Below are 18864 nucleotides of genomic sequence, written 5' to 3'. Positions count from 1 at the left end.
GGCTCGGGCCGGTTGGGCAGGCACTGGTTGACAGGCCGCTGACGGGCTGCCTAGCCTGCGCCGGCAGGCCGGCCGGCCCGCCACCATGCCGGGAACGACCTGCGGTTGAACTGCCTGATCCCGCTCCTCGGTGAACTCGTGGAGGTTTCCGTAATTCGCCGGACGCCCGCCGGTCTCCTGACAGGGAGAGGCCGAACAGATCCGGCCTTCGGCGCCTGACGCTCGGGCGATCGCCGCAAACAGGTGAAATGCCGCGCGAGCCAAGAGAAATCGAAGGGGAGTGAGACGCCATGTCCTCAGCCGGTCGGGGCGTACCCGATACCGGGATGGTCATCGCGGCCCAGCGGGGCAACCAGCACGCGCTCGACGATCTGGTGGCGAACTCCCTTCCACTCGTCTACAACATCGTCGGCCGGGCACTGCGCGGGCACGCCGACGTCGACGACGTGGTCCAGGAGACCCTGGTACGGGTCGTCCGTCACCTGACCGACCTGCGCGACCCCGGGGCGTTCCGGCCCTGGCTGGTGGCGATCACCATCCGGCAGATCCGCGACTGGGAACAGCATCGCCGTACCGCGCTGATCCGCGACGCCGGAATCGACGCGATCCACGAGGTGCCCGACCCGGCGGCTGACTTCGCCGAGGTGACGATTCTTCGGCTCGGCCTCACCGACCAGCGCCGCGAGGTTGCCGAGGCGACCCGTTGGCTCGACCCGGACGACCAGGAACTGCTCGCCCTGTGGTGGCTGGAGGAGACCGGTGAACTCGGTCGCGCCGACCTGGCCGCCGCGCTCGGCCTCAGCGTCAGCCACGCGGCCGTACGGATCCACCGGATGAAGGAGCAGATCCAGACCGCCCGTACGGTCGTCCGGGCACTGCGCGGTCGACCCGGTTGCCCGGATCTGCGGAACATGACGGCCGGTTGGAACGGCACGCCCACCCCGCTCTGGCGCAAGCGCCTGGCCCGGCACGTACGGGACTGCATGTTCTGCGGGCGCTACCGCGAGGACTTCCTTCCGATCGACCGGCTCCTCGCCGGGCTGCCGCTGCTCCCACTGCCGGCGAGCTTCGGTGACCAGATCTCCACCGCCGCCGCGTACGCGGGCGCGGCCCCGTCGCACGCGGCGACCGCCGCCCACCAGGCGCCCGCCGCCGGGGGCGGGCTGCCCGACGGTTCCGCCGTGGACGGGTCGGGCTGGCTCGGCCACCTCTTCACCGGCGGCGCCCGCAAGGTGCTGATCCCGTTCAGCGCCGCCGCCGCGGTGGCCACGCTGGTGGCCGGCGCGCTGGTGGTGACCAAGTTGACCGGCCCGACACCACCCCCGGTGGCCGCCCCGCCGGCGGTTGACGCCGGCCTGGCCCCGGTCGACCCGAGCACCAGCCCGACGCCCACGCCCCTGGTCACCCCGTCGGCCTCGGCCAGCCCTTCGGTGAAGGCGACGCCGAGCGCCAAGCCGAGCAGCCGGGCGCCCGCCGTCGGACCGGCGGTCACCTCGGCGAAGAAGGGTGTCGGCGTCTGGGAGTTCAGCGGCGTGAGTCAGGCGCTGAGCAACTCGAAGGCGAGTTGGTACTACACCTGGAGCACCCAGCACTCCGGTATCAACACCCCGAGCGGGGCCACCTTCGTACCGATGATCTGGGGTTCGAAGAGTGTCACCGCCGCCGAACTCGCCCGCGCCAAGGCCGCCGGACCGTACCTGCTCGGTTTCAACGAGCCGGACCTGCGTGAACAGTCGAACATGACGCCGGAGCAGGCGCTCGACCTCTGGCCGCAGCTGGTCGCCACCGGCAGCACGCTGGGCAGCCCGGCGGTCGCCTGGGGCGGCGCCGACGCGGGTGGCTGGCTGGACCGGTTCATGTCCGGGGCGAAGTCACGCGGTCTGCGGGTCGACTTCATCACCCTGCACTGGTACGGCGGCGACTTCAACACCACCAACGCGGTCAACCAGCTGAAGCAGTACATCCAGGCGGTCTACAACCGCTACAAGCTGCCGATCTGGCTGACCGAGTTCGCCCTGATGAACTTTGCCGACGGCGCCCAGCGTTTCCCGACCCAGGCGCAGCAGGCCGCGTTTCTCACCGCTGCCACGAAGATGCTCGGTGGCCTTTCCTTCGTGCACCGGTACGCCTGGTTCGGGCTGCCCGCGACCGACCGGGACCAGTCCGGACTGTTCCGTACCGGTACCGAGGCGACCGCGGTCGGCCGGGCCTTCCAAGCCGCCGGTTGAGAACGGTCGCCCGGTCGGTTCGACGTACCGTCACATAGCTATTCGTAGATTGTCGGGCCGCGACGGAAGTTGTCTTTTCCGTCGCGGCCCGACCGTTTCCGGGATTCGTACGCGGACGTGCGGAACAGGGCCGGAACCGGGGTCGGAGTTAAGTGAAAGATAAGGGATTCGAGTCGAGGACGCGGGTGTCATTCACGTATTGTCTGCGCGGAGAGAGAAAGGTGTGTGCCCCGCTATGACCACGCGACCTGCCCTCGGTTCCCCATCCGTGACAACTGCCTCGCCGAGCGTCGACCAGGTCGGGGATCGGGCCGGGATCGCCGGGTGGCGGGTGTGACCGGGCGGGGTGTCGCGACCGGCGACGGTGCCGGTCACGGGCGTCTGTTCGGGGCGCTCACGATCCTGGTGGTGACCGCGTTGGCGGTGGCGTTGGTGCAGGGCTGGGGCCGCGGAACGTCCCGGGCGAAGGCGGGGCAGCCAGCGTCGACCGCGACCGCCGCACCGGTGGTGCTGAGCGGCACGGACGTGGCGTTCATCCAACTGATGATCCCGATGAACGACCGGGCGCTGGCCTTCTTCTCGTACCTCGATTCCAGTGCGGCCACCACACCGGCGCTACGCGAGCTGGCCGGCCGGCTCACCTCGACCCACCGGGCCGAACTGGCCGAACTGCGGTCGTTGCTGGCCGCCGGGAACGTGGCCGAGGAGAACATCCATGAGGGGCACCAGATGCCCGGCATGATCACCGAGCTTCGGATCGCCGATCTCGAGGCCGCGCCGGCCGCCGAGTTCGGCCCCCGCGTGGTCACCGTGATCCGGGAACACCTGGCCCAGAGCGCGGTGGTGGCCCGGTCGGAGCAGGAGTCCGGTGGCAGCGACCGGACCAGGGCCCTCGCCGCCGGGTTGGAGCGTTCGCGCAACGAGGAGCTTGTGCTGCTCGACGCGGTGCCGGGCGCCGACTCCGCACAGGAGTGACGCCCGGCGAATGAGCCCGGCGAATGACGTTCGGCACCGCGCGGCGATGACGGCCCGGCCGGCGGCGGAATCGGATCAGCGGTTCGGGCCGGGTCGGGACGCCAGTCCGGTGATCAGGGCGAGCGTGGCGACCGTGGTGAGCGCCACGCCGACCAGCCCCCACGGCACGGCGCCGGGGCCGAACGACTCGACCGCCAGCCCGAGCGCGGGCGGGAACGCGACCCCGCCCAGCATCGAGACCGCCACGACGGTCGGGATCAGCTCCGGTCGGAGTTGCCCCAGCCAGGCGAGTCCGGTCGGGAAGAGCGGCCCGACCGCGACACCGAGCAGCCCGTACGCCCACGGGGCGAGCGGGTGGGAGAGCGTCGCGACGGCGGCCACCGGAGTCATCACGGTGCAGGCGATGACGATCGTCCGGGGCGGGAAGCGGCGGCAGAGTGGGACGACGGCGAACCGTACGGCGGTGAAGGCGAACCAGAAACCGGAGGTCGCGGTCGCCGCCGCCGATGCGGTGAGGCCGGTCGAGATGAGGTGGGTCGTCTCCCAACCCCCGGCCCCGGTCTCCAGCCCGACGTGCAGCACGAAGAACCCGATCAACGCCAGTCCGAGCAGGCTGAGGACCCGTCGGCCGGCACGGCGCGGGTCGGCGACCCGGCCGGTCCTGATCCCGAGCAGGACCGGCAGCACGATGACCGACCCGACCGCGCAGGCGACGAAGGCCCAGCCGTAGCCGGGGAGGAGCCCGATCGCCACCGGCCCGGCGATGGCGCCGACGCCGAAGCAGCCGTGCAGCAGGTTGAGCATGCCGTGCCCACCGCCGTCGCCGGTGTAGATCTCGGTGAAGACCTGGTTGACGCCCCCGTCGATGCCGCCGAAGCCGACCCCGGCGACGAAGGCGGCGGTGAGCGCAAGTGGCCAACCGGGGGCGAGCAGGAAGCCGACGCATCCGCTCGCGATCAGCGCCAGTGCGGCGGCGAGGAACGTCCCGTCGGCGATGCCACGGCGGCGGCTGCGGGGCAGGGCCAGCACGCCGAGCACGGCGCCGAGGAAGTGGACGCTGAGCGCGGCACCGGCGGCGCCGGCGGAGATGTCGTGCGCCGCGCGCAGCGCCGGGATCGCCGGGCCGTAGAGCGACTGCTGCACGCCGATGACCACGAAGGCGACCACGGCGGCGGTGACGGCGGCTGGTGCGAGGCGGGGTCCGCTGGCGCTGTCCCCGGGCGTCCGGGTGAGGGTCACCACCGGGTGCCGCCGGTCATGCCACGACCACGTTCACGCCGGCCGCGCGGAGCGCGGAGAGCTGGTCCTCGGCCGCTTCACCGTCGGTGACCAGCACGTCGGCGAGGGGGGTGGCGCCGATCCGGGCGAAGGTGATCCGTCCGAGCTTCGCCCCCTCGGCGACGACGATCCGCCGTCGGGAGCCCCGGATGGCGGCCTGCTTGAGGCGTACGTCGTCGGGGTTGAAATCGGTCAGGCCGTGCTCCGGGTCGAAGCCGCCGACGGAGAGCACGAAGGTGTCGAAGCGGAAGTCGTCGAAGACCCGTTCGGCCAGTGGCCCGACGAAGGACTGCTCGCCGGCCCGTACGTCGCCACCGGCGGCGATGAGCCGGATGCCGGGTTCGTCGCCGAGTTCGGCCAGGGCCGGGACGCTGAGCGCGCAGACGGTGAGTTGCCGGCGCCCACGCAGGGCACGGGCCACGGCGAGGGCGGTGGTGCCGGCGTCGATGACCACGGTCTCGTTCGCGCCGATCAGCGCGGCTGCCGCCGTACCGATGCGGGTCTTGGCCTCTGATCCGAGCCGGGCGCGTACGGCGAAGGGTGGTTCGTAGCTGCCGGAGATGGTGCTCACCGCGCCGCCGTGGACCCGGAGCAGGAGCCCTTCACCCTCGAGTAGTTCCAGGTCGCGCCGAACGGTCATCTCCGACACTCCGGCGCGGGCGGCGAGCGCGGCGACGCTCACTCGGCCCTGTCCCTGGAGTGCCTCCAGGATTCCCTGGTGGCGTTGCTGCTGCACAGACATGTGTTCGATTCAAACATCAGTGTGTGAGTTTCGCAAACGATTCTGTGCGATCCGGGTCACCCGTCGGTACGTCGGAGAGGCGGAGGACGGGGCGACACACCGGGGGCGCGGAGGCCGGCCCTAGCAAGTCGTTCGCACACCTGTCGGGTAACTTCGTTCCCTGGCCCTGGCAGTACCGTCCGACAGGAGAAGTTTCCCGCATGGGTAGAAAGACCGTTCACATCTCCGATTTCAGCGGCAAGGTCCTCCAGTCGGACGACGAGATCGTGCGCGTCGTCGTCCTGGAACACCCGGACCTGGTGGCTGGACCGGTGCAGTTGGAGGCCAGGTCGGTCGAGGTGGAGAGCATCGACGACGCGTCGCTGGACGTCGCGGTCGTGGAGATCTACGACAGCCACGGCGGCGGTGAACCGCGCCGGGTGGTGCTCACCGCCAGCGAGTTCGACGCGCTCGCCACCGACGTGCCGATGGCCCAGCTGCTCAAGACCGCGGAGCGGATCAAGCCGCCGAAGGCGACCAAGCGGGTCACCGCCGAGCGGATCGACTACGCCACGCTCGAACACGCGGGCAAGCCGCACCGGGGCAAGACCACCGAGGAAGAGGCGCAACTCGTCCGGGACAACCTGGAAGAGATCAACAAGCGGCTCGCCGACGAGGGCATCCGGCAGATCGACCCGGCCGACCCCGAGCACGCGGCCCGGTACGGGTTCCCGGCCTGACCGCAGGCGCGTAAGTGGGGCCGTTGGCCGGGTGCCGTACCCGGTCAACGGTCCTGCCGGGTGGCCCGGACGCCCGCGAGTAGCCTTCGTCCCGGTGTGTCCGCCCGGGGTGCGGCGCCGGTGAGTGAGCGGGGGAGCTGTGATGGGCGACGAGGGGAGCGGCGTCGACCCGCTCGCGGTCGATCCGCTCGCGCTGGAGCGGCAGGTGTGTTTCGCCCTCTCGGTCGCGTCGCGCAACGTGGTGGCGCTCTACCGGCCGCTGCTCGAGCCGATGGGACTCACCCATCCGCAGTACCTGGTGATGCTGGCGCTGTGGCAGTCGACGCCGCTGTCGGTCAAGGCCCTCAGTCAGTTGCTGCAACTCGACCCGGGCACGCTCTCCCCGCTGCTGAAGCGGCTGGAGGTGAACGGCCTGATCCGGCGGGAGCGGGACGCGCAGGACGAGCGGACGCTCGCCGTGGTGCTGACCGATTCCGGTCGGGCGTTGCGGGCGCAGGCGGAGAAGATCCCGGCGGCGGTGATCGAACGTCTCGGTATGGAACTCGACGAACTGTTCCATCTGCATGCGTCGCTCACCCGGCTGATTGCCGCCACCCGCGCTGCCGGCGCCGGCGGTTCACCCCAGGGCTGATCCCGGGCGGTTCGGGAAAGGTGACCCTGGCCCCTTGTCCGACCGATACTTGGTGTACAAACTATTGGTGCGCCAAGCACTTGGTCGACGAGAGGACGGGATCGACATGGATGCGTCGAAGCCGAAGCGGTCGTTCCTGTCCCGGCTGGCCGGCCGGGACCGGACGTTCGACGTCCTGTTCAAGATCCTCGGGCCGCCGACGGTCGAGAACGCGGTCCAGGGCACCAGCGCCGAAGCGCGTGAGGGATGGCGGCGTGACCTTGCCGAGCGCAAACGGTTCAGCGCCGAGCAGCGGGCCAGGCGAGCCGAACGCCGCCGCGGCGGCAACTCCTCGACCGGCCTGCTCGGGCCGGCCGACCCGCCGACCCCGCTCGACTGACCAGCCCGGACCGAGGCCCACCGGAACCCCAACCCCGCCGTACGCCCCACCCGGCGTCACCTCCGGCCCACCTGCCTCGTTGCGGTGAGGACGCCGCGTACGTGAGGCGCAGGCGCGTGAGCAGGGGAGGCTCGGTTGGCAACCTTCCGGTCGGTACTTCGGCAGGCGTTCCACAAGTCAGGCGGTCAACGGGTCAGGATCGTGGCGCAACGCACCGCGCTACGCGCCCGCTCCGGGGCATTCCGCAACGAGATCGGCGTGCGGATGCACGCGGACCCCGCCGACATCCGGGGCGTACTGCTGGCGATGTACCACGGCAACCTCGACCGGAGCGCCGTCGCCACCTGGCGGCGTCTCGCCGGTGAGCTACGCCCGACGGTCGCCCTCGACATCGGTGCGAACTACGGCGAGGTGGCCTTCTCCACCCGCTACCACGAGGGGCTGCGCGCGCTCCACCTGGTGGAACCGAATCCCGTGGTGATCCGGATGCTGCGCGAGACGCTGAGGCACAGCGGGGGCGACTATCCGGGCATCGTGCTGCACGAGGGTGCGGCCAGCGACACCACCGGCGTCGCCCGCCTGAACTTCCACCTGCACTCCGGGGTTTCGTCCCTGCGGCTGCGCAGCGACCGGGGAGTCTCCGTCGACTGCTTCCGGTTGGACGAGCGGATCACCCTCGCACCCGACGACTCGTTGCTGTTCAAGATCGACGTCGAGGGGCACGAACTGGAGGCGCTGGAAGGGATGGCCGGTCTGCTGCACCGGCGCCAGGTCGCCGGGATCTGCGAGGTGATGCACGCGGACGAGGAACTGGTGGGCTATCTCTGCGACCGCTTCGCGGTCAGCGTGATCCGGTCCGGCGTCGAGCAACCGGTCGACGCGCCCCGCCTGCGGGACGTACTCGCCGATGCCCGTGCGACCGGGTGGGCTGGTCTCAGCAAGGATGTCGTACTCCGGTCCCGCTAGCCGGTGGTCGCACCCGAGGAGACACCGATGATCGACATGGACGAGGTCGCCGGCACGGTCGGGGACTACCTCGACCGGTACGGCACCGAGCACGACCGCCTCGCTCCGCTGCTCGCCGGTATCGCGCAGCGCTCGGCGATCACCTCCCGCTCGACCTTCACCGGCCACCTCACCTGCTCGGCGATCCTGCTCGACCCCGCCGGGCGGGCCCTGCACATCCACCACAACGTGCTCGACCGTTGGCTCCCGCCCGGCGGGCACCTGGAGCCGACCGACACCAGCCTGCTCGGCGCCGCCCTGCGTGAGGTCGAGGAGGAGACCGGCCTGACCGCTGGTGACCTGGTGCCGTTGGACCGACGACCGGTGGACATCGACATCCACCCGATCCCCGCCAACCCGGGGCGGGGCGAACCCGGGCACTGGCACTTCGATCTCTGCTACGCGTTCACCGTCGGGGACGCGCCCGAGCTGACGCTCCAGACGGCGGAGGTCGGCGCGGCGGCCTGGATGCCGATCGGATCCGCGCCGCTGCGGGCGAAGCTGGAGCAGCTGGGAGCCGCCCCCGCAGTTGTGGCCCAAGGTGCGCCCAGCCTTGCTGAGCTGCCCTTGTAGCTGGTTGTGCGCCCGGCAGGGATCGAACCTGCGACCTTGGGATTAGAAGTCCCCTGCTCTATCCGCTGAGCTACGAGCGCGTGTTGTGGTACGCGGGAGTAGGGTACCCGCGCCGCCGGGCGGAGCGTTCGGCTGGACGGGGTCGCCGGCCCGGCCAGCACATACTAGGTTTTCACGGGTGCAGGTGACGAGCACTGAGTTTTTGCCGTTGCTGGTGTCGACCATCGATGACCAGCTCGGCGAAGACCACGTGCTGGACGAGTTCTCCGACGACATCGGCATCGCCTACTCGTTCGGCCCACCGTACGGTGAGCGCCTGGTGACCTGGGCGGACCTGGACCGCATCGGAGTGGGTCGGCGGGCGCTGCGGCGAACCGCGATGGAGAACCTGGACGTCGCGATGAACCGGCTGCGGATCTCCGGCCAGCCACCGGCCCTGCTGCTCTCCTTCGACGGCCTGGAGTCCAGCGTCCTGCTGGTCGACGAGTTCTGGGACGACCTCCAGCAGTCCGTCCCCGGCGAACTGGTCATCGGCGTTCCGGCCCGGGACGTGGTGATCGTCACCGGGTCGCAGTCGCGTCCGGGACGGGAGAAGGCGCGTCGCGCGGTGGACCGGGTCTTCTTCGCCGGTGACCCGCACCCGCTCAGCCGGGACCTGCTGGTGTGGCGGCAGGGAATGTGGCTGCCGTTCCACCCGGCCCCGGCCGGGCTGACCTCCGGTCCGGGCCGGCGTACGGTCCCGCAGCCACCGTCGCGTCCCCCGGTGGACCTTCCGTCCCGGCCGTTGTCGGGAGCGGAGGTCGGCCGGGAGGTGGCGGCGCCGTACCAGCCGACGCGTCGTCCGTCGTACCGGCAGCCGGCCCCGGCGGCGTACGAGCCGCCGCTGCCGCAGCCGGCGTACGAGCCGCCGCCGGAACTGCCGTACGGCCCGCGCCCGGAACCGCCGTACCAGCCTCCGTCGTACGAGCCGCGCCCGGAGCCGCCGTACGAGCCGGCGCCCTCCCCGTTCCGAGCCGCGCGGCAGGGACGGCGCCAGCAGCCGGAGCGGCCGCAGCGGCGTGACCGGGTGGATCGGCGCGAGCGGGCCGAGCGCACCGAACCGCGTGACCGGCCAGAGCGGGTTGAACCGCGTGACCGGCCAGAGCGGGTTGAACCGCGTGACCGGGCCGAGCGGCCTAGGCGGTCTGAATGGGTGGAGCGGCCTGAGCGTCCGGAACAGTCTGGGCGCCCTGAATGGTCTGAGCGTCCGGAGCGGTCCGAACGTCCGGAACGGCCCGAGCCTCCGGAGCCGACGAAGGGGTCGGGTCCGGAGGTGCGCTGGTCGGAGTCACCGCAGCCGGGGGAGCTGGGGCGAGGAAAGCGCCGACCCAGCGGTCCAGCTCGCTGAAGACCCGCTCGCGGACGGCCGGTCCGGAGAGCGTCAGGTCGTGCAGGCCGCCGTCGAACCGGACCAGGGTCACGTGCCGTCCGATCGCCGGTGCCCAGCGGGCCATGTCGGCGACGTTGAGTACGGAGTCCGCGAGCGTCGCCGACTCGTGCCAGGTGCTCACCCGGCAGCTCCGGGTGGAGGAGGCGAGCAGGACCGGTACCCGGATGTCCAGCCCTCGCTGGAGCCGCCGCTGGCCCTGGCGGATCGCGGCCAGCCAGCCGGCCCGGACGGGGAAACCGTCGAGCGGCTTCCAGGCCAGGTCGTAACTCCATTCCCCCCGGTGCTCGGTGTGCAGGCTCTGGCCGTACACCGGGGAGAGGGTGATGGGGACGACCAGGTACGGCATCCGCCGGGCCAGCCGGGCGACGGCCGCCGCGAGGGGTCGACGGGCCAGCCACGGCGCGTTCAGGTCGAGGAACGGGCTGTTGAGGAAGAGCCCGTCGATGATCCCCTCGTCCCGGCGGGCGTCCGCCCAGAGTGCCGCGATCAGCCCACCGGTCGAGTGTCCGTTGACCAGAAGGGTGCCGTTGCCGTCCTGGTCGCGGATGATGCTGGCCGCCGCGTCGAGTTCCGGGAAGTACTCGCGGAGGTCGCGGCAGAAGTTCGGCGTCTGGTGTGGGAGCAGGCTGCGACCGTACTTGCGCAGGTCGAGCGCGTAGAAGTCCCAGCCGCGCTCGACGTAGAAGTCGGCCAGGTGGGACTGGAAGAAGTAGTCGGCGAACCCGTGCAGGTAGAGCACGGCACGCCCGGTGGGATGGTCGGCGCGGCGATGTACCAGCGTGGCCAGCACAGGTCCTTCGTCGTCGTGCCCGAGATCGATCGTCTGGTACTCGTACGCGCCGCCGAGCAGGTCCGGTTCCACAGCGTCGACGTTATCGCGCCGTACCACATTCGCGCTTGATCAGGTCTTTCTCCACAGGCCCGGGAGTTGTCCACAGTCGGTGGACGGTCGGTGGCGTCACCGCCGGACGACGGCCACGCTCGTCGGTGAGTCGACTCGATGTGGTGATCCCTGGACAACCGTGAGAGTTACGGAGAGATGATGTTCGATACCTATGTGACCGTGGTGGGCAACGTGCTCACCGCGCCGGAGTGGCGACGTACCACCCAGAGCGGCACGCTGGTGGCCAACTTCAAGGTCGCCTCGACCGCCCGCCGCCTCGACCGGGAGAGCGGGCGTTGGGTCGACGGCAACAGCCTGCGGGTGCGGGTCAACTGCTGGCGCAAGCTCGCCGAGGGCGTCTCCTCGTCGGTGATGACCGGCGACCCGGTCATCGTGGTCGGCCGGATGTACACCCGTGACTGGGTCGACGACGCCGGCAACCACCGGACCATGTACGAGATGGAGGCGGTCGCCGTCGGCCACGACCTCTCCCGGGGGCGGGGACAGTTCGCCCGCAACCGGCCGACCATGACCACGAGTTCGGTCGAGGACGGCGAAGCCGAGCACCGGGTCCACGGCGAGCCGACCGAGCCGGTGTCGGACGAACTGGCGCCGGCCCGGCCCGGCGGCCCGTACGGGGAGGAGGAGTCGCGTACCTTCCTGACCCTCCGCGACGAGTTGCCGGAACTGCCGCCCCACGACCTCGCCGACCTCGGCCGACACGAGGTGCCGCCGGCCGTGCCGGGCGACGGGACCCTGCCGGTGGACGTGCCGGTCGACGGGATTCTGTCGGGCGGGCCGGACGACGACGAGTTCGACGGGGGCGACCCGGCGTCGGGGGCCGAGGGCCCGCAGGTGGGCGGCCGGGCCCGACGCGGGCGGAGCCGGGTGCCCGTGCCGGCCTGATCGGTTTCGCCGGTCGGCCACCGGCGGTGGGGAGGCGGGCGTCGGGGGAGCCGCCCGCCTCCCCGCATACCCGTCGGCTGGCCATGAGGCCAACAGCGTCGCGTTTCTGCCCAAGCGAAGACCCGCCCTGGGGCGTCGTCCACGGGGGAAGACGACGCACACCCAGGGCGGGCCGGTCAGGTCGGGCGCGGAGGCCCTCTACGTAGATGGCGTCATGTGGGCCAGCCTCGATCAGGCTCGCCCGCTTCCTTGCGCTTCACAGCGTGGCGTGGCTGGTCTCCTGCTGGGCGGCGCGGCGCAGCACTCCCGACATCTCCTCGATGTTCAGTCCACCGAGGTAGTCCACCATCAACGACCGCACGGCCTCGACCGTCTCTGGCATCTTCGCGGAGTCGAGCCCCGACGGCGGGATCACGACGCGGAAGCGGGGGTCGTTGATCGCGCTGCCGATCAGCCGCTCGGCGAACCACAGCGGTACGCGCTCCCGCAGCACGAAGGTCAAGTGCACGCTGGTTTCTGCGGCATTCCGCGAGTGCGGGTTGTGCACCCACCCTCGCGGAAGAACGAGCACATCCCCGGCGGTCAACTCGACTGTCATGTCGGGGCCGGAGTCCTGCCACTGCCTGACCCAGTCGCCATCCCAGAGGTGCGTCGACGTCGCGTGATCGCGGTATGGCGCCTCGATCTTGGGCTTCCACAGCTCCCAGGTCTTTGACCCCTCAAGCTGCACGACGATCCCGAGGTACTGGTCCCAGTGATAGTCGAGGCCCTGAGTTCCGCCCGGCGTGATGAATGCTGTCACGTACCCGGCGCAGCCGGTCTGCGCCTGGATGCCCGCACAGATGGCACTCATGGGCGGATGCCAGCGGTTCAGCTCGCGGAGCTGGATGGTGACACCCTGATCGAGCAGGAGTTGCACGGAGCCCGGCGCCACCCGGTCGTCAGCGGTGAAGCGGCCCGGATGCAGCGCCTCACCTCTGTGGAACATGTTGACGTAGTTGCTCGGCGCGCAGCCGGCGTCGAGGAAGCCGCGAATCGTCTGCGCGTTGATCACCCGGCCGATCGGGCTGTCCGGCGGCAGGGTCAGTGTGTATGGGTGGGCGGGCCAGTCGCTGAGAAGGGCGGCGGCTGCCTTGTTGCCGATGATGAGGTCGAGGGACATGGGTTCTCCCAGGGTCGAAGGTCAGTTCGGCGGGAGGGGACATGGAATGGCGGTGAGGTGGCGATGCGGACAGCAGATAACCGCGAACACGACGAGCCGGTTGCCGCTCTTGCTCGTGGTGTAGTGCCAGATGGTGTCGCCCCCATGTCGCAGCGACTGGCCCGTGTACTCAAGGCGTTCGGCCAGTTCCATGTAGCTGAGAGCGGGGTCGGGCGGCAGTTGGGCATACGTCTCGGCCAGCCAGGTCAGCGGCCCCTGCACGTCGATCCATGTCCGTTCCCGTGCCGTTTGATCGCGGCGTAGGAGATAGTGACCGGTCTGCATAGGCGGCGTGGTCGCCGCGACGAACGCCGCCCACCCGGCGTCGCCGGGGCCGTTCCCAGGCCGCCGCTCATGCTCGTGCTCGCGCGAGAAGAACTGATGTGGCCCCGTCCACGGGCCATAGGCGTGCCAGTGCGGCGTCACCAGCGCCATTGTTCCCTCCGGGGGTGGGCTGGCCGCACGACTCGCGCGGCCAGCCCTTGATCGATCGGTTAGCTGATCTCGCCGGCCTGGTACGCCGCGAAGAAGTTGTTCAACTCCTGGCGGGTGAACCGGAGGGTCGGCGTATCGGCGCCGAGCTTGCTGTCGCCGATGGTGACGGCGTCGGGGTTGCCGGGCAGGATGGCGGCGGCGACGCAGCTCTCCATGGACAAGTTGTTGATGCCACCGCCGCAGAGCTTGCGGAGGTTCACGCCGGTGGCGTCGACCTCGTACAGATTGACCTTCTCCGCCACGAGACAATCTCCCTTCAGGTGCTGTGCGGGGATTCGGTCCCCGCGCCGGTGCTGCCTTGTGCGCCCGTCAGGCGTCGCCTGGCCAGTGACGACAACCGGCGGGAGTCCGGGGGCGCCAGAGGCGCGATCAGGGCGGGGGAGCGGGGCGCTCGGGCGGCGCCCAGCACATGATCCGTTCGAAGATCGTCCGCACGTCCGGCGGCGGCCCGAGGGCCGAGTCATAGACGTGCAGGTCAGAGATGGCGTCGACGAACTGCGTGCCGAGGTAGAGCATCAACGCGACCCGCTGGTGACGAAAGCTCACGGTCAGATCGAGCCGGGCGTCGGCGCACGGCCACGGCTGGGCGCAGACCCGGCAGCACCAAACCGGGCGCAGCGGGAGGTGGAGTAGCCGGCCGGCGACCGGCTTCGGGTCGATCACCAGTCCGGTCCCGTCGGCGCGGGCCGCTCGACGTCCGCCAGTGCGCGGCGACGGATCACGTAGTCAGCCTCGGGCAGCTCGGGTTTCCCCGTCGGCTTCTCGACGCCGCGCACGCTGACCCACTCGGTGTCGTACGCCCCGGCGTCCATCGGCACGTGGGTCAACCGCAGGTGAAGATCACCCATGTTGTCCTGATAGGCGGGGGTGCGGGTCCGGCGGTAGTCGCCCGCCTCGGCGTTGACGATGTCGCCGACCTGCACGAAGGCACTACCGATCATGGCGACCCCCGTTCCGGGGTACTCGGTATCCCGTCCGCTGGCCGAAGGTGAGCAGCGGTCCCAGGTTCACCGTTCGCTCATCGGCCCACGACGGGCGGGCGGACGGTGGGGGCGGGGCGGGTGGCTGTGCCTCGGCGGTGTCGGCGGACCACGGCCACAGGCGGTCCCGCCAACGGCGGTAGACGGACATCGCACCTCCTTGGGTTGGATGCGAGGCCGTCCCACGGAGAGGTTGGGACGGCCCCGCGCGGTCCTGCCCGTCCTTGCGGGTGCATGGGCGACATCCGAGGGTGTGGATTCGAGCAGTTCCGCTGATGACACTCTGGGTGCACGTCGCAGCACATGCAACAGTCAACGCTGAGACTGTTCACCAGTACATGTCGCTGTCTCGACAGCTAGTGGGGAACGGTCTCATACTCGGTAGACAAGTTGCTTCAATCTGAGACAGGGGGCCGAATGACCGATTCAGGGTCATCCGTACCGCGAAGGCAGCTAGGGCGCTATCTCAAACAGGCACGTGAGCAGGCGGGACTGTCGCTTGAGGCCGCTGCCGGGGAGCTGGAGGTCTCTCGGGCGACCATGTACCGGATCGAGGGTGGACAGAACGCCGTACGCAAGGCCGACGTCTTGTCCATGTGCACCACCTACGGCCTAACCCCGGAGATGACGTCGGTCCTGGTCGGCTTGGCGACGCAGACTAAGGCGAAGGGGTGGTGGCACGCGTATGGCGACGCCATCCCAACCTGGTTCGAGCTGTACGTCGGACTGGAGGCAGCAGCCTCGCGGCTGCGCCACTGGGAGCCGGCCTCGGTGCCGGGCCTGTTGCAGACCAGGGAGTACGCGGAGCACCTGCTGCGGTCGCATCCCGACATCCCCGGTGGGGAGGTTGACCGCCTGGTTGAGGTCCGAATGGAGCGCCAGCACATCCTGCGCCGGAAGAATCCTGCACCACCGCGTCTGGACGTCATCCTCGACGAGGTGGTGTTGCGTCGCCGAGCCCCAGGGATGGGACGCCAGCTCGCCCATCTTCACGATCAGGCGACCAACGGGACGGCGACTATCCGCGTTGTACCGAGTGCAGCGCTATCCAACTATTCGCTCTCGGGCGGGCAGTTCATCATCCTAGAATTCCCTCCGCTCGGACTCCGAACCCCGGAGCCCACAACGGTCTACAGCGAGTCACTGACTGGTGCCCTCTACCTCGACAAGCCGTCGGAAGTCAGGACGTACTCTGGGGCATGGAAGGTGCTTGAAGGGTTGACGCTCGACGCAGACCGGTCAGCCGACTTGATAGCCATGATCTCCAAGGAGAGTAGCAATGAGTGACCGAACCGGTGCTGAGTGGCGCAAGTCCAGCCGGAGCAACGGATCAGGTGGCGCCTGCATAGAGGTCGCCGACAACCTCCCCGCCCGCGTCCTGGTCCGTGACACCAAGGATCGCGACGGCGGCACGCTGACCTTCGCCCCCGACGCGTGGCGGGCCTTCGTCGGTTTCGCCAAGCAGGGCTAGCAGACCTTTCTCGCGCCCCCCGCGCCTGATCGGCGGATTCTCGTGGTCCTCGCAACACCTGATGGTCTAGACGGATGTCAGTAGATCACGCAGGCGCTCGGCTGGGGTTTCCCAGCCGAGTGTTTTGCGTGGTCGACGGTTGAGTTTCTGGGCGACGTGCTCAAGATCTTCGGAGCCGTGGATGCTCAGGTCGGTGCCTTTGGGGAAGTACTGCCGGAGCAGGCCGTTGGTGTTCTCGTTGGTGCCACGCTGCCAGGGCGAGTGCGGGTCGCAGAAGTAGACCGCCATCCCGGTCGCCAGGGAGAGCTGCCTGTGCGCGGCCATCTCGCAGCCTTGGTCCCAGGTCAGCGATCCGCGCAGATGCTCGGGAAGGGCCTGGATCAGCGGTATCAGGACGTCGCGGACTTCCTCGGCGGTGTGCCCGCCGGGTAGGTGGCCGAGCATCACGTAGCGGGTGGTGCGTTCGACCAGGGTCACGATCGCGGACTCGCTTCGGGTGCCGACGATCAGGTCACCTTCCCAGTGGCCTGGCACGGCCCGGTCCTCGATTTCGGGCGGACGCTCAGAGATCATCACCATCTTGTCGACGAACCGCGCGGTGCGCTGATCAGGACGCCGGTGGGGCTTGCGCCTGGTGCGTCCGGTACGCAGTGCTGCGGCGACCTCGCGCCGCAGCCCGCCACGCGCCTGGACGTAGATCGCCTGGTAGATCGTCTCCGTGCTCACCCGCATGCTCCCGTCGTGGGGGAACTGGCTGACAAGAGCGTGGCAGATCTGCTCCGGTGACCACTCCTCCCGCAACCTGCTGGTGACGTAGTCGCGCAACGGGCCGTCCTGAGCCAGCTTGGAGGTCTTGGGGCGCGCACGCCCCTTCGCCCACGCTCGCTGGGCCCGGTGCGGCCGGTAGACGCCGTCGACGGAACGGGCATCGATCTCTCGCTTGATCGTCGATGCCGGCCGGCCCAACTCGCGCCCGATCGCCCGCAGGGAGACGCCTTCACGATGCAGGTCAGCGATGGTCTCACGCTCGACCAGGGTCAGGAACCGAGGATGGAGTTCGGCCTCCAGGGACCCTACCGACCGCGGCTGAGACGCGGTGGCCATCGTGGTCACACCCGTCCGGTAGTCCACCTTGCGCCCGTCGGGATAGATGCGGGTATGTCCTACAGATCGCACCCCGTGATCCCAGTCCCGGGCGGTGCGCACATTCACCCCGACACGCCGAGCGGCCTCCTTCCGGTTGACCCCGTCGGCACGCAACCGGTCGTACTCCACACGCCCAGGATGACCCCCGCTGCCGCCGCTCCCACACCCTCGCAGGCCAGCCTTCCGCACCCACCCAAACGCCGTGTTCAGGTTCACCCCTACCGACCGGGCCGCCACCGAGACGTTGCCGCCTTCACGGTCCAGCGCCTCGAAGAACCCCACCCGCAACTCCGGCGAAAGCATGATCCCCGCAACCCCCTGAAACCCAGGGGTGTTGCGGGGATCGCTAGAACCCGCGATCGGTGCGGGGGGCTTCGTCGTGTCCGGGGCCGAGCGGTGACGCCCTTCGTGTGGCACCGGTTCACAACCAGGGGTGCCGTCTCCGTTGCCGTCGAGGGTCTCGACTTAGACGTTGCTGGTAGTCGCACCGGTCATCACCTTCAGACGGTTGCCGTCGGTGTCGGTGAAGTTGTAAAGGGTCGTCACGGGGCGGGCTCCTCAGTAGCCGTAGGAACAGTCGGGGTCGTTGCACTGCGCGTGCGGGTCGGCGTCCTCGGGGTCGCCCGGCGTGGGCTCGTACCAACGCCAAAGGGCGGCCCCGCGGCCGGGGGGGCAGGGTGGGGCTGCGATCACTCGGGTATGGCCTCCGTAGGCCGTTGCAGGGGTGGTCGCTCTGCAAGTCGGCCTGGACTACCCGAGGTGTTCAGGACGTCGGCCGGCGGCGGCCCGAGCGGCGCTGGAGGGCGGCCCCGTCACTTCGTCATCCTGCTCGGCGCTCCTCGGCGCCTGCCACCCGGACAGGCAAAGACCCGTCCTGGGGCGTCGTCCACGGGGGAAGACAACGCGCACCCAGGGCGGGTCGGCTCTGCAATTCGGTGGTGGCACCATTTCTTTAGTGCTGCCGGTCACTCCCCACGGAGCCGTACGTCGGCGTCGTCGTCGGGCAGGGGCTCCCATTCGTGTTCACCTGCAAGTAGGTGCTGTGCCGCTGGTTGGGCTCGCGCCCACGCTAAGACCTCTGCGCGGGTTCCCTCGAAGTCTTCGGCCCCAAACGACTCGCCCCGTTCGGTCGGCTGGTCGTATTGGTCGATCCAACTGGCTGAATAGGTTAAGGGAGGGTAGGGCGGGGCGCCGCCCTCAGCTTTGACATACACGGTGCCGTGTCTGGGGCGGGGTGATCCGTGTCGCTGTGGTTCATTCGTGAAGTGATCCAGCGGCGCGGACGTATAGTGTCGAGCGATCGGGCGGCGTTTGTTCTCCATCGACTCACTCTATCGCCGCCTGTATGCCGCTGACCCCGAAGCGGGCACGCCCGGTACGGCGTGCCCGCTCGGCTCCATAGTTACCGACTAGTGCCGCTTGGCCCAGTCGGGTGCCGCCGTAGCCGTAGGTTCCCGATCCACGGAATTCGACTTTGTAGTTGGCGACGTAGTAGTAGCAACCGATGAGCGTGCACACGTTGCCTTGGGTGTTCGTCGGCGGGTTCAGGCACAGCCACGCGGCTTGACGTGCGCCGAGCGCCAGGGAGCATTGATCCTCCCCGCGACGCGGACCGATTCCGCTCCCGCGTAGTGTCGCGCCTCGGAGCTGAGGGCCGGCTGGTTGTTGGATGCCGGCTCAGCCATTGCGGGCGATGGGGCGCTCATGAGCGCAGCGGCGGACAGCGCCGCGAGTGTGGCCGCAAATATGCGGCGTAAGGGGTTTCTCATGCCGCCCACTGTAGGGTTCACCTTGACCATTAACAATAGACAAATGTCGATCAA

19 protein-coding genes, 1 tRNA gene and 1 pseudogene are annotated in these 18864 nt (G+C 69.6%); 11 read left to right on the top strand and 10 right to left on the bottom strand.

The window, feature by feature from the left end:
* Positions 1–290 precede the first annotated feature (290 nt).
* Both BDK92_RS10945 and BDK92_RS10940 read left to right on the top strand, forming a co-directional pair.
* The gene (locus tag BDK92_RS10945) at positions 291–2228 is read left to right on the top strand and encodes a sigma-70 family RNA polymerase sigma factor (RefSeq protein ID WP_121156609.1); all 1938 of its coding nucleotides are present in this window, start codon (positions 291–293) and stop codon (positions 2226–2228) included.
* Between the two features lie 324 nt (positions 2229–2552).
* Complete coding sequence (locus BDK92_RS10940; RefSeq protein ID WP_246016957.1) at positions 2553–3203, top strand: DUF305 domain-containing protein; 651 nt, start codon at positions 2553–2555, stop codon at positions 3201–3203.
* A 75-nt stretch (positions 3204–3278) separates the two neighbouring features.
* On the opposite strand, the gene BDK92_RS10935 is transcribed toward BDK92_RS10940, so the two are convergent.
* Both BDK92_RS10935 and BDK92_RS10930 read right to left on the bottom strand, forming a co-directional pair.
* Positions 3279–4442 (bottom strand): MFS transporter, encoded by a 1164-nt coding sequence (locus tag BDK92_RS10935; protein ID WP_170208545.1) that lies wholly within the window; start codon positions 4440–4442, stop codon positions 3279–3281.
* A 16-nt stretch (positions 4443–4458) separates the two neighbouring features.
* Positions 4459–5223, bottom strand: coding sequence for a DeoR/GlpR family DNA-binding transcription regulator (locus BDK92_RS10930; protein ID WP_121156607.1), 765 nt, complete (start codon positions 5221–5223; stop codon positions 4459–4461).
* Between the two features lie 200 nt (positions 5224–5423).
* Here BDK92_RS10930 and BDK92_RS10925 point away from each other — a divergent pair, with 200 nt between their 5' ends.
* The 5 genes from BDK92_RS10925 (at position 5424) to BDK92_RS10905 (ending at position 8530) form a co-directional block, all read left to right on the top strand.
* Positions 5424–5942 carry a hypothetical protein gene (locus BDK92_RS10925; protein ID WP_121156606.1) on the top strand — a complete coding sequence of 173 codons (519 nt, stop codon included), beginning with the start codon at positions 5424–5426 and terminating at the stop codon, positions 5940–5942.
* Between the two features lie 142 nt (positions 5943–6084).
* Positions 6085–6573 carry a MarR family winged helix-turn-helix transcriptional regulator gene (locus tag BDK92_RS10920; RefSeq protein ID WP_121156605.1) on the top strand — a complete coding sequence of 163 codons (489 nt, stop codon included), beginning with the start codon at positions 6085–6087 and terminating at the stop codon, positions 6571–6573.
* 106 nt (positions 6574–6679) lie between these two features.
* Positions 6680–6952 (top strand): hypothetical protein, encoded by a 273-nt coding sequence (locus BDK92_RS10915; RefSeq protein WP_246016955.1) that lies wholly within the window; start codon positions 6680–6682, stop codon positions 6950–6952.
* A gap of 201 nt (positions 6953–7153) precedes the next feature.
* Entirely contained in the window at positions 7154–7918 is a 765-nt protein-coding gene (locus BDK92_RS10910) for an FkbM family methyltransferase (RefSeq protein WP_121156604.1), read from the top strand.
* A gap of 27 nt (positions 7919–7945) precedes the next feature.
* Entirely contained in the window at positions 7946–8530 is a 585-nt protein-coding gene (locus BDK92_RS10905; protein ID WP_147456957.1) for an NUDIX hydrolase, read from the top strand.
* Between the two features lie 7 nt (positions 8531–8537).
* On the opposite strand, the gene BDK92_RS10900 is transcribed toward BDK92_RS10905, so the two are convergent.
* Positions 8538–8610 (bottom strand) — tRNA-Arg (locus tag BDK92_RS10900).
* A 104-nt stretch (positions 8611–8714) separates the two neighbouring features.
* Here BDK92_RS10900 and BDK92_RS40225 point away from each other — a divergent pair.
* Complete coding sequence (locus BDK92_RS40225; RefSeq protein WP_425462221.1) at positions 8715–9917, top strand: hypothetical protein; 1203 nt, start codon at positions 8715–8717, stop codon at positions 9915–9917.
* Here BDK92_RS40225 and BDK92_RS10890 read toward each other — a convergent pair.
* Positions 9808–10821 (bottom strand): annotated as a pseudogene (locus BDK92_RS10890) (alpha/beta hydrolase); the annotation flags it as partial. The gene BDK92_RS40225 and the pseudogene BDK92_RS10890 overlap by 110 nt on opposite strands.
* 180 nt (positions 10822–11001) lie before the next feature.
* Between BDK92_RS10890 and ssb the strand changes: the two are divergent.
* On the top strand, positions 11002–11748 hold the full coding sequence (gene ssb, locus BDK92_RS10885) for a single-stranded DNA-binding protein (RefSeq protein WP_121161963.1): 747 nt from the start codon (positions 11002–11004) through the stop codon (positions 11746–11748).
* Positions 11749–12004: 256 nt separating this feature from the next.
* On the opposite strand, the gene BDK92_RS10880 is transcribed toward ssb, so the two are convergent.
* From BDK92_RS10880 to BDK92_RS10860, 5 genes are all read right to left on the bottom strand, one after another.
* Complete coding sequence (locus BDK92_RS10880; RefSeq protein WP_121156600.1) at positions 12005–12910, bottom strand: JmjC domain-containing protein; 906 nt, start codon at positions 12908–12910, stop codon at positions 12005–12007.
* Between the two features lie 21 nt (positions 12911–12931).
* Positions 12932–13384, bottom strand: coding sequence for a hypothetical protein (locus tag BDK92_RS10875; RefSeq protein ID WP_147456956.1), 453 nt, complete (start codon positions 13382–13384; stop codon positions 12932–12934).
* Between the two features lie 59 nt (positions 13385–13443).
* Positions 13444–13686, bottom strand: a complete 243-nt coding sequence (locus BDK92_RS10870) for a DUF397 domain-containing protein (protein ID WP_121156598.1) — start codon at positions 13684–13686, stop codon at positions 13444–13446.
* A 127-nt stretch (positions 13687–13813) separates the two neighbouring features.
* The gene (locus tag BDK92_RS10865; RefSeq protein WP_246016954.1) at positions 13814–14107 is read right to left on the bottom strand and encodes a hypothetical protein; all 294 of its coding nucleotides are present in this window, start codon (positions 14105–14107) and stop codon (positions 13814–13816) included.
* The gene (locus BDK92_RS10860) at positions 14104–14385 is read right to left on the bottom strand and encodes a hypothetical protein (protein WP_121156597.1); all 282 of its coding nucleotides are present in this window, start codon (positions 14383–14385) and stop codon (positions 14104–14106) included. The genes BDK92_RS10865 and BDK92_RS10860 overlap by 4 nt, the downstream gene beginning before the upstream one ends.
* 456 nt (positions 14386–14841) lie before the next feature.
* Here BDK92_RS10860 and BDK92_RS10855 point away from each other — a divergent pair, with 456 nt between their 5' ends.
* Both BDK92_RS10855 and BDK92_RS10850 read left to right on the top strand, forming a co-directional pair.
* Complete coding sequence (locus BDK92_RS10855; protein ID WP_121156596.1) at positions 14842–15711, top strand: helix-turn-helix domain-containing protein; 870 nt, start codon at positions 14842–14844, stop codon at positions 15709–15711.
* Positions 15704–15895 carry a DUF397 domain-containing protein gene (locus BDK92_RS10850; protein WP_121156595.1) on the top strand — a complete coding sequence of 64 codons (192 nt, stop codon included), beginning with the start codon at positions 15704–15706 and terminating at the stop codon, positions 15893–15895. The genes BDK92_RS10855 and BDK92_RS10850 overlap by 8 nt, the downstream gene beginning before the upstream one ends.
* 66 nt (positions 15896–15961) lie before the next feature.
* On the opposite strand, the gene BDK92_RS10845 is transcribed toward BDK92_RS10850, so the two are convergent.
* Positions 15962–17344: an IS30 family transposase gene (locus BDK92_RS10845; RefSeq protein WP_425462251.1), complete on the bottom strand. Its 1383-nt coding sequence runs from the start codon at positions 17342–17344 to the stop codon at positions 15962–15964.
* Between the last annotated feature and the right edge of the window lie 1520 nt (positions 17345–18864).

The organism is Micromonospora pisi, assembly GCF_003633685.1.
GTDB lineage: Bacteria > Actinomycetota > Actinomycetes > Mycobacteriales > Micromonosporaceae > Micromonospora_G > Micromonospora_G pisi.
Note: the sequence above shows the minus strand (reverse complement) of the source record. Positions and strands in the feature narration are given on the sequence as shown.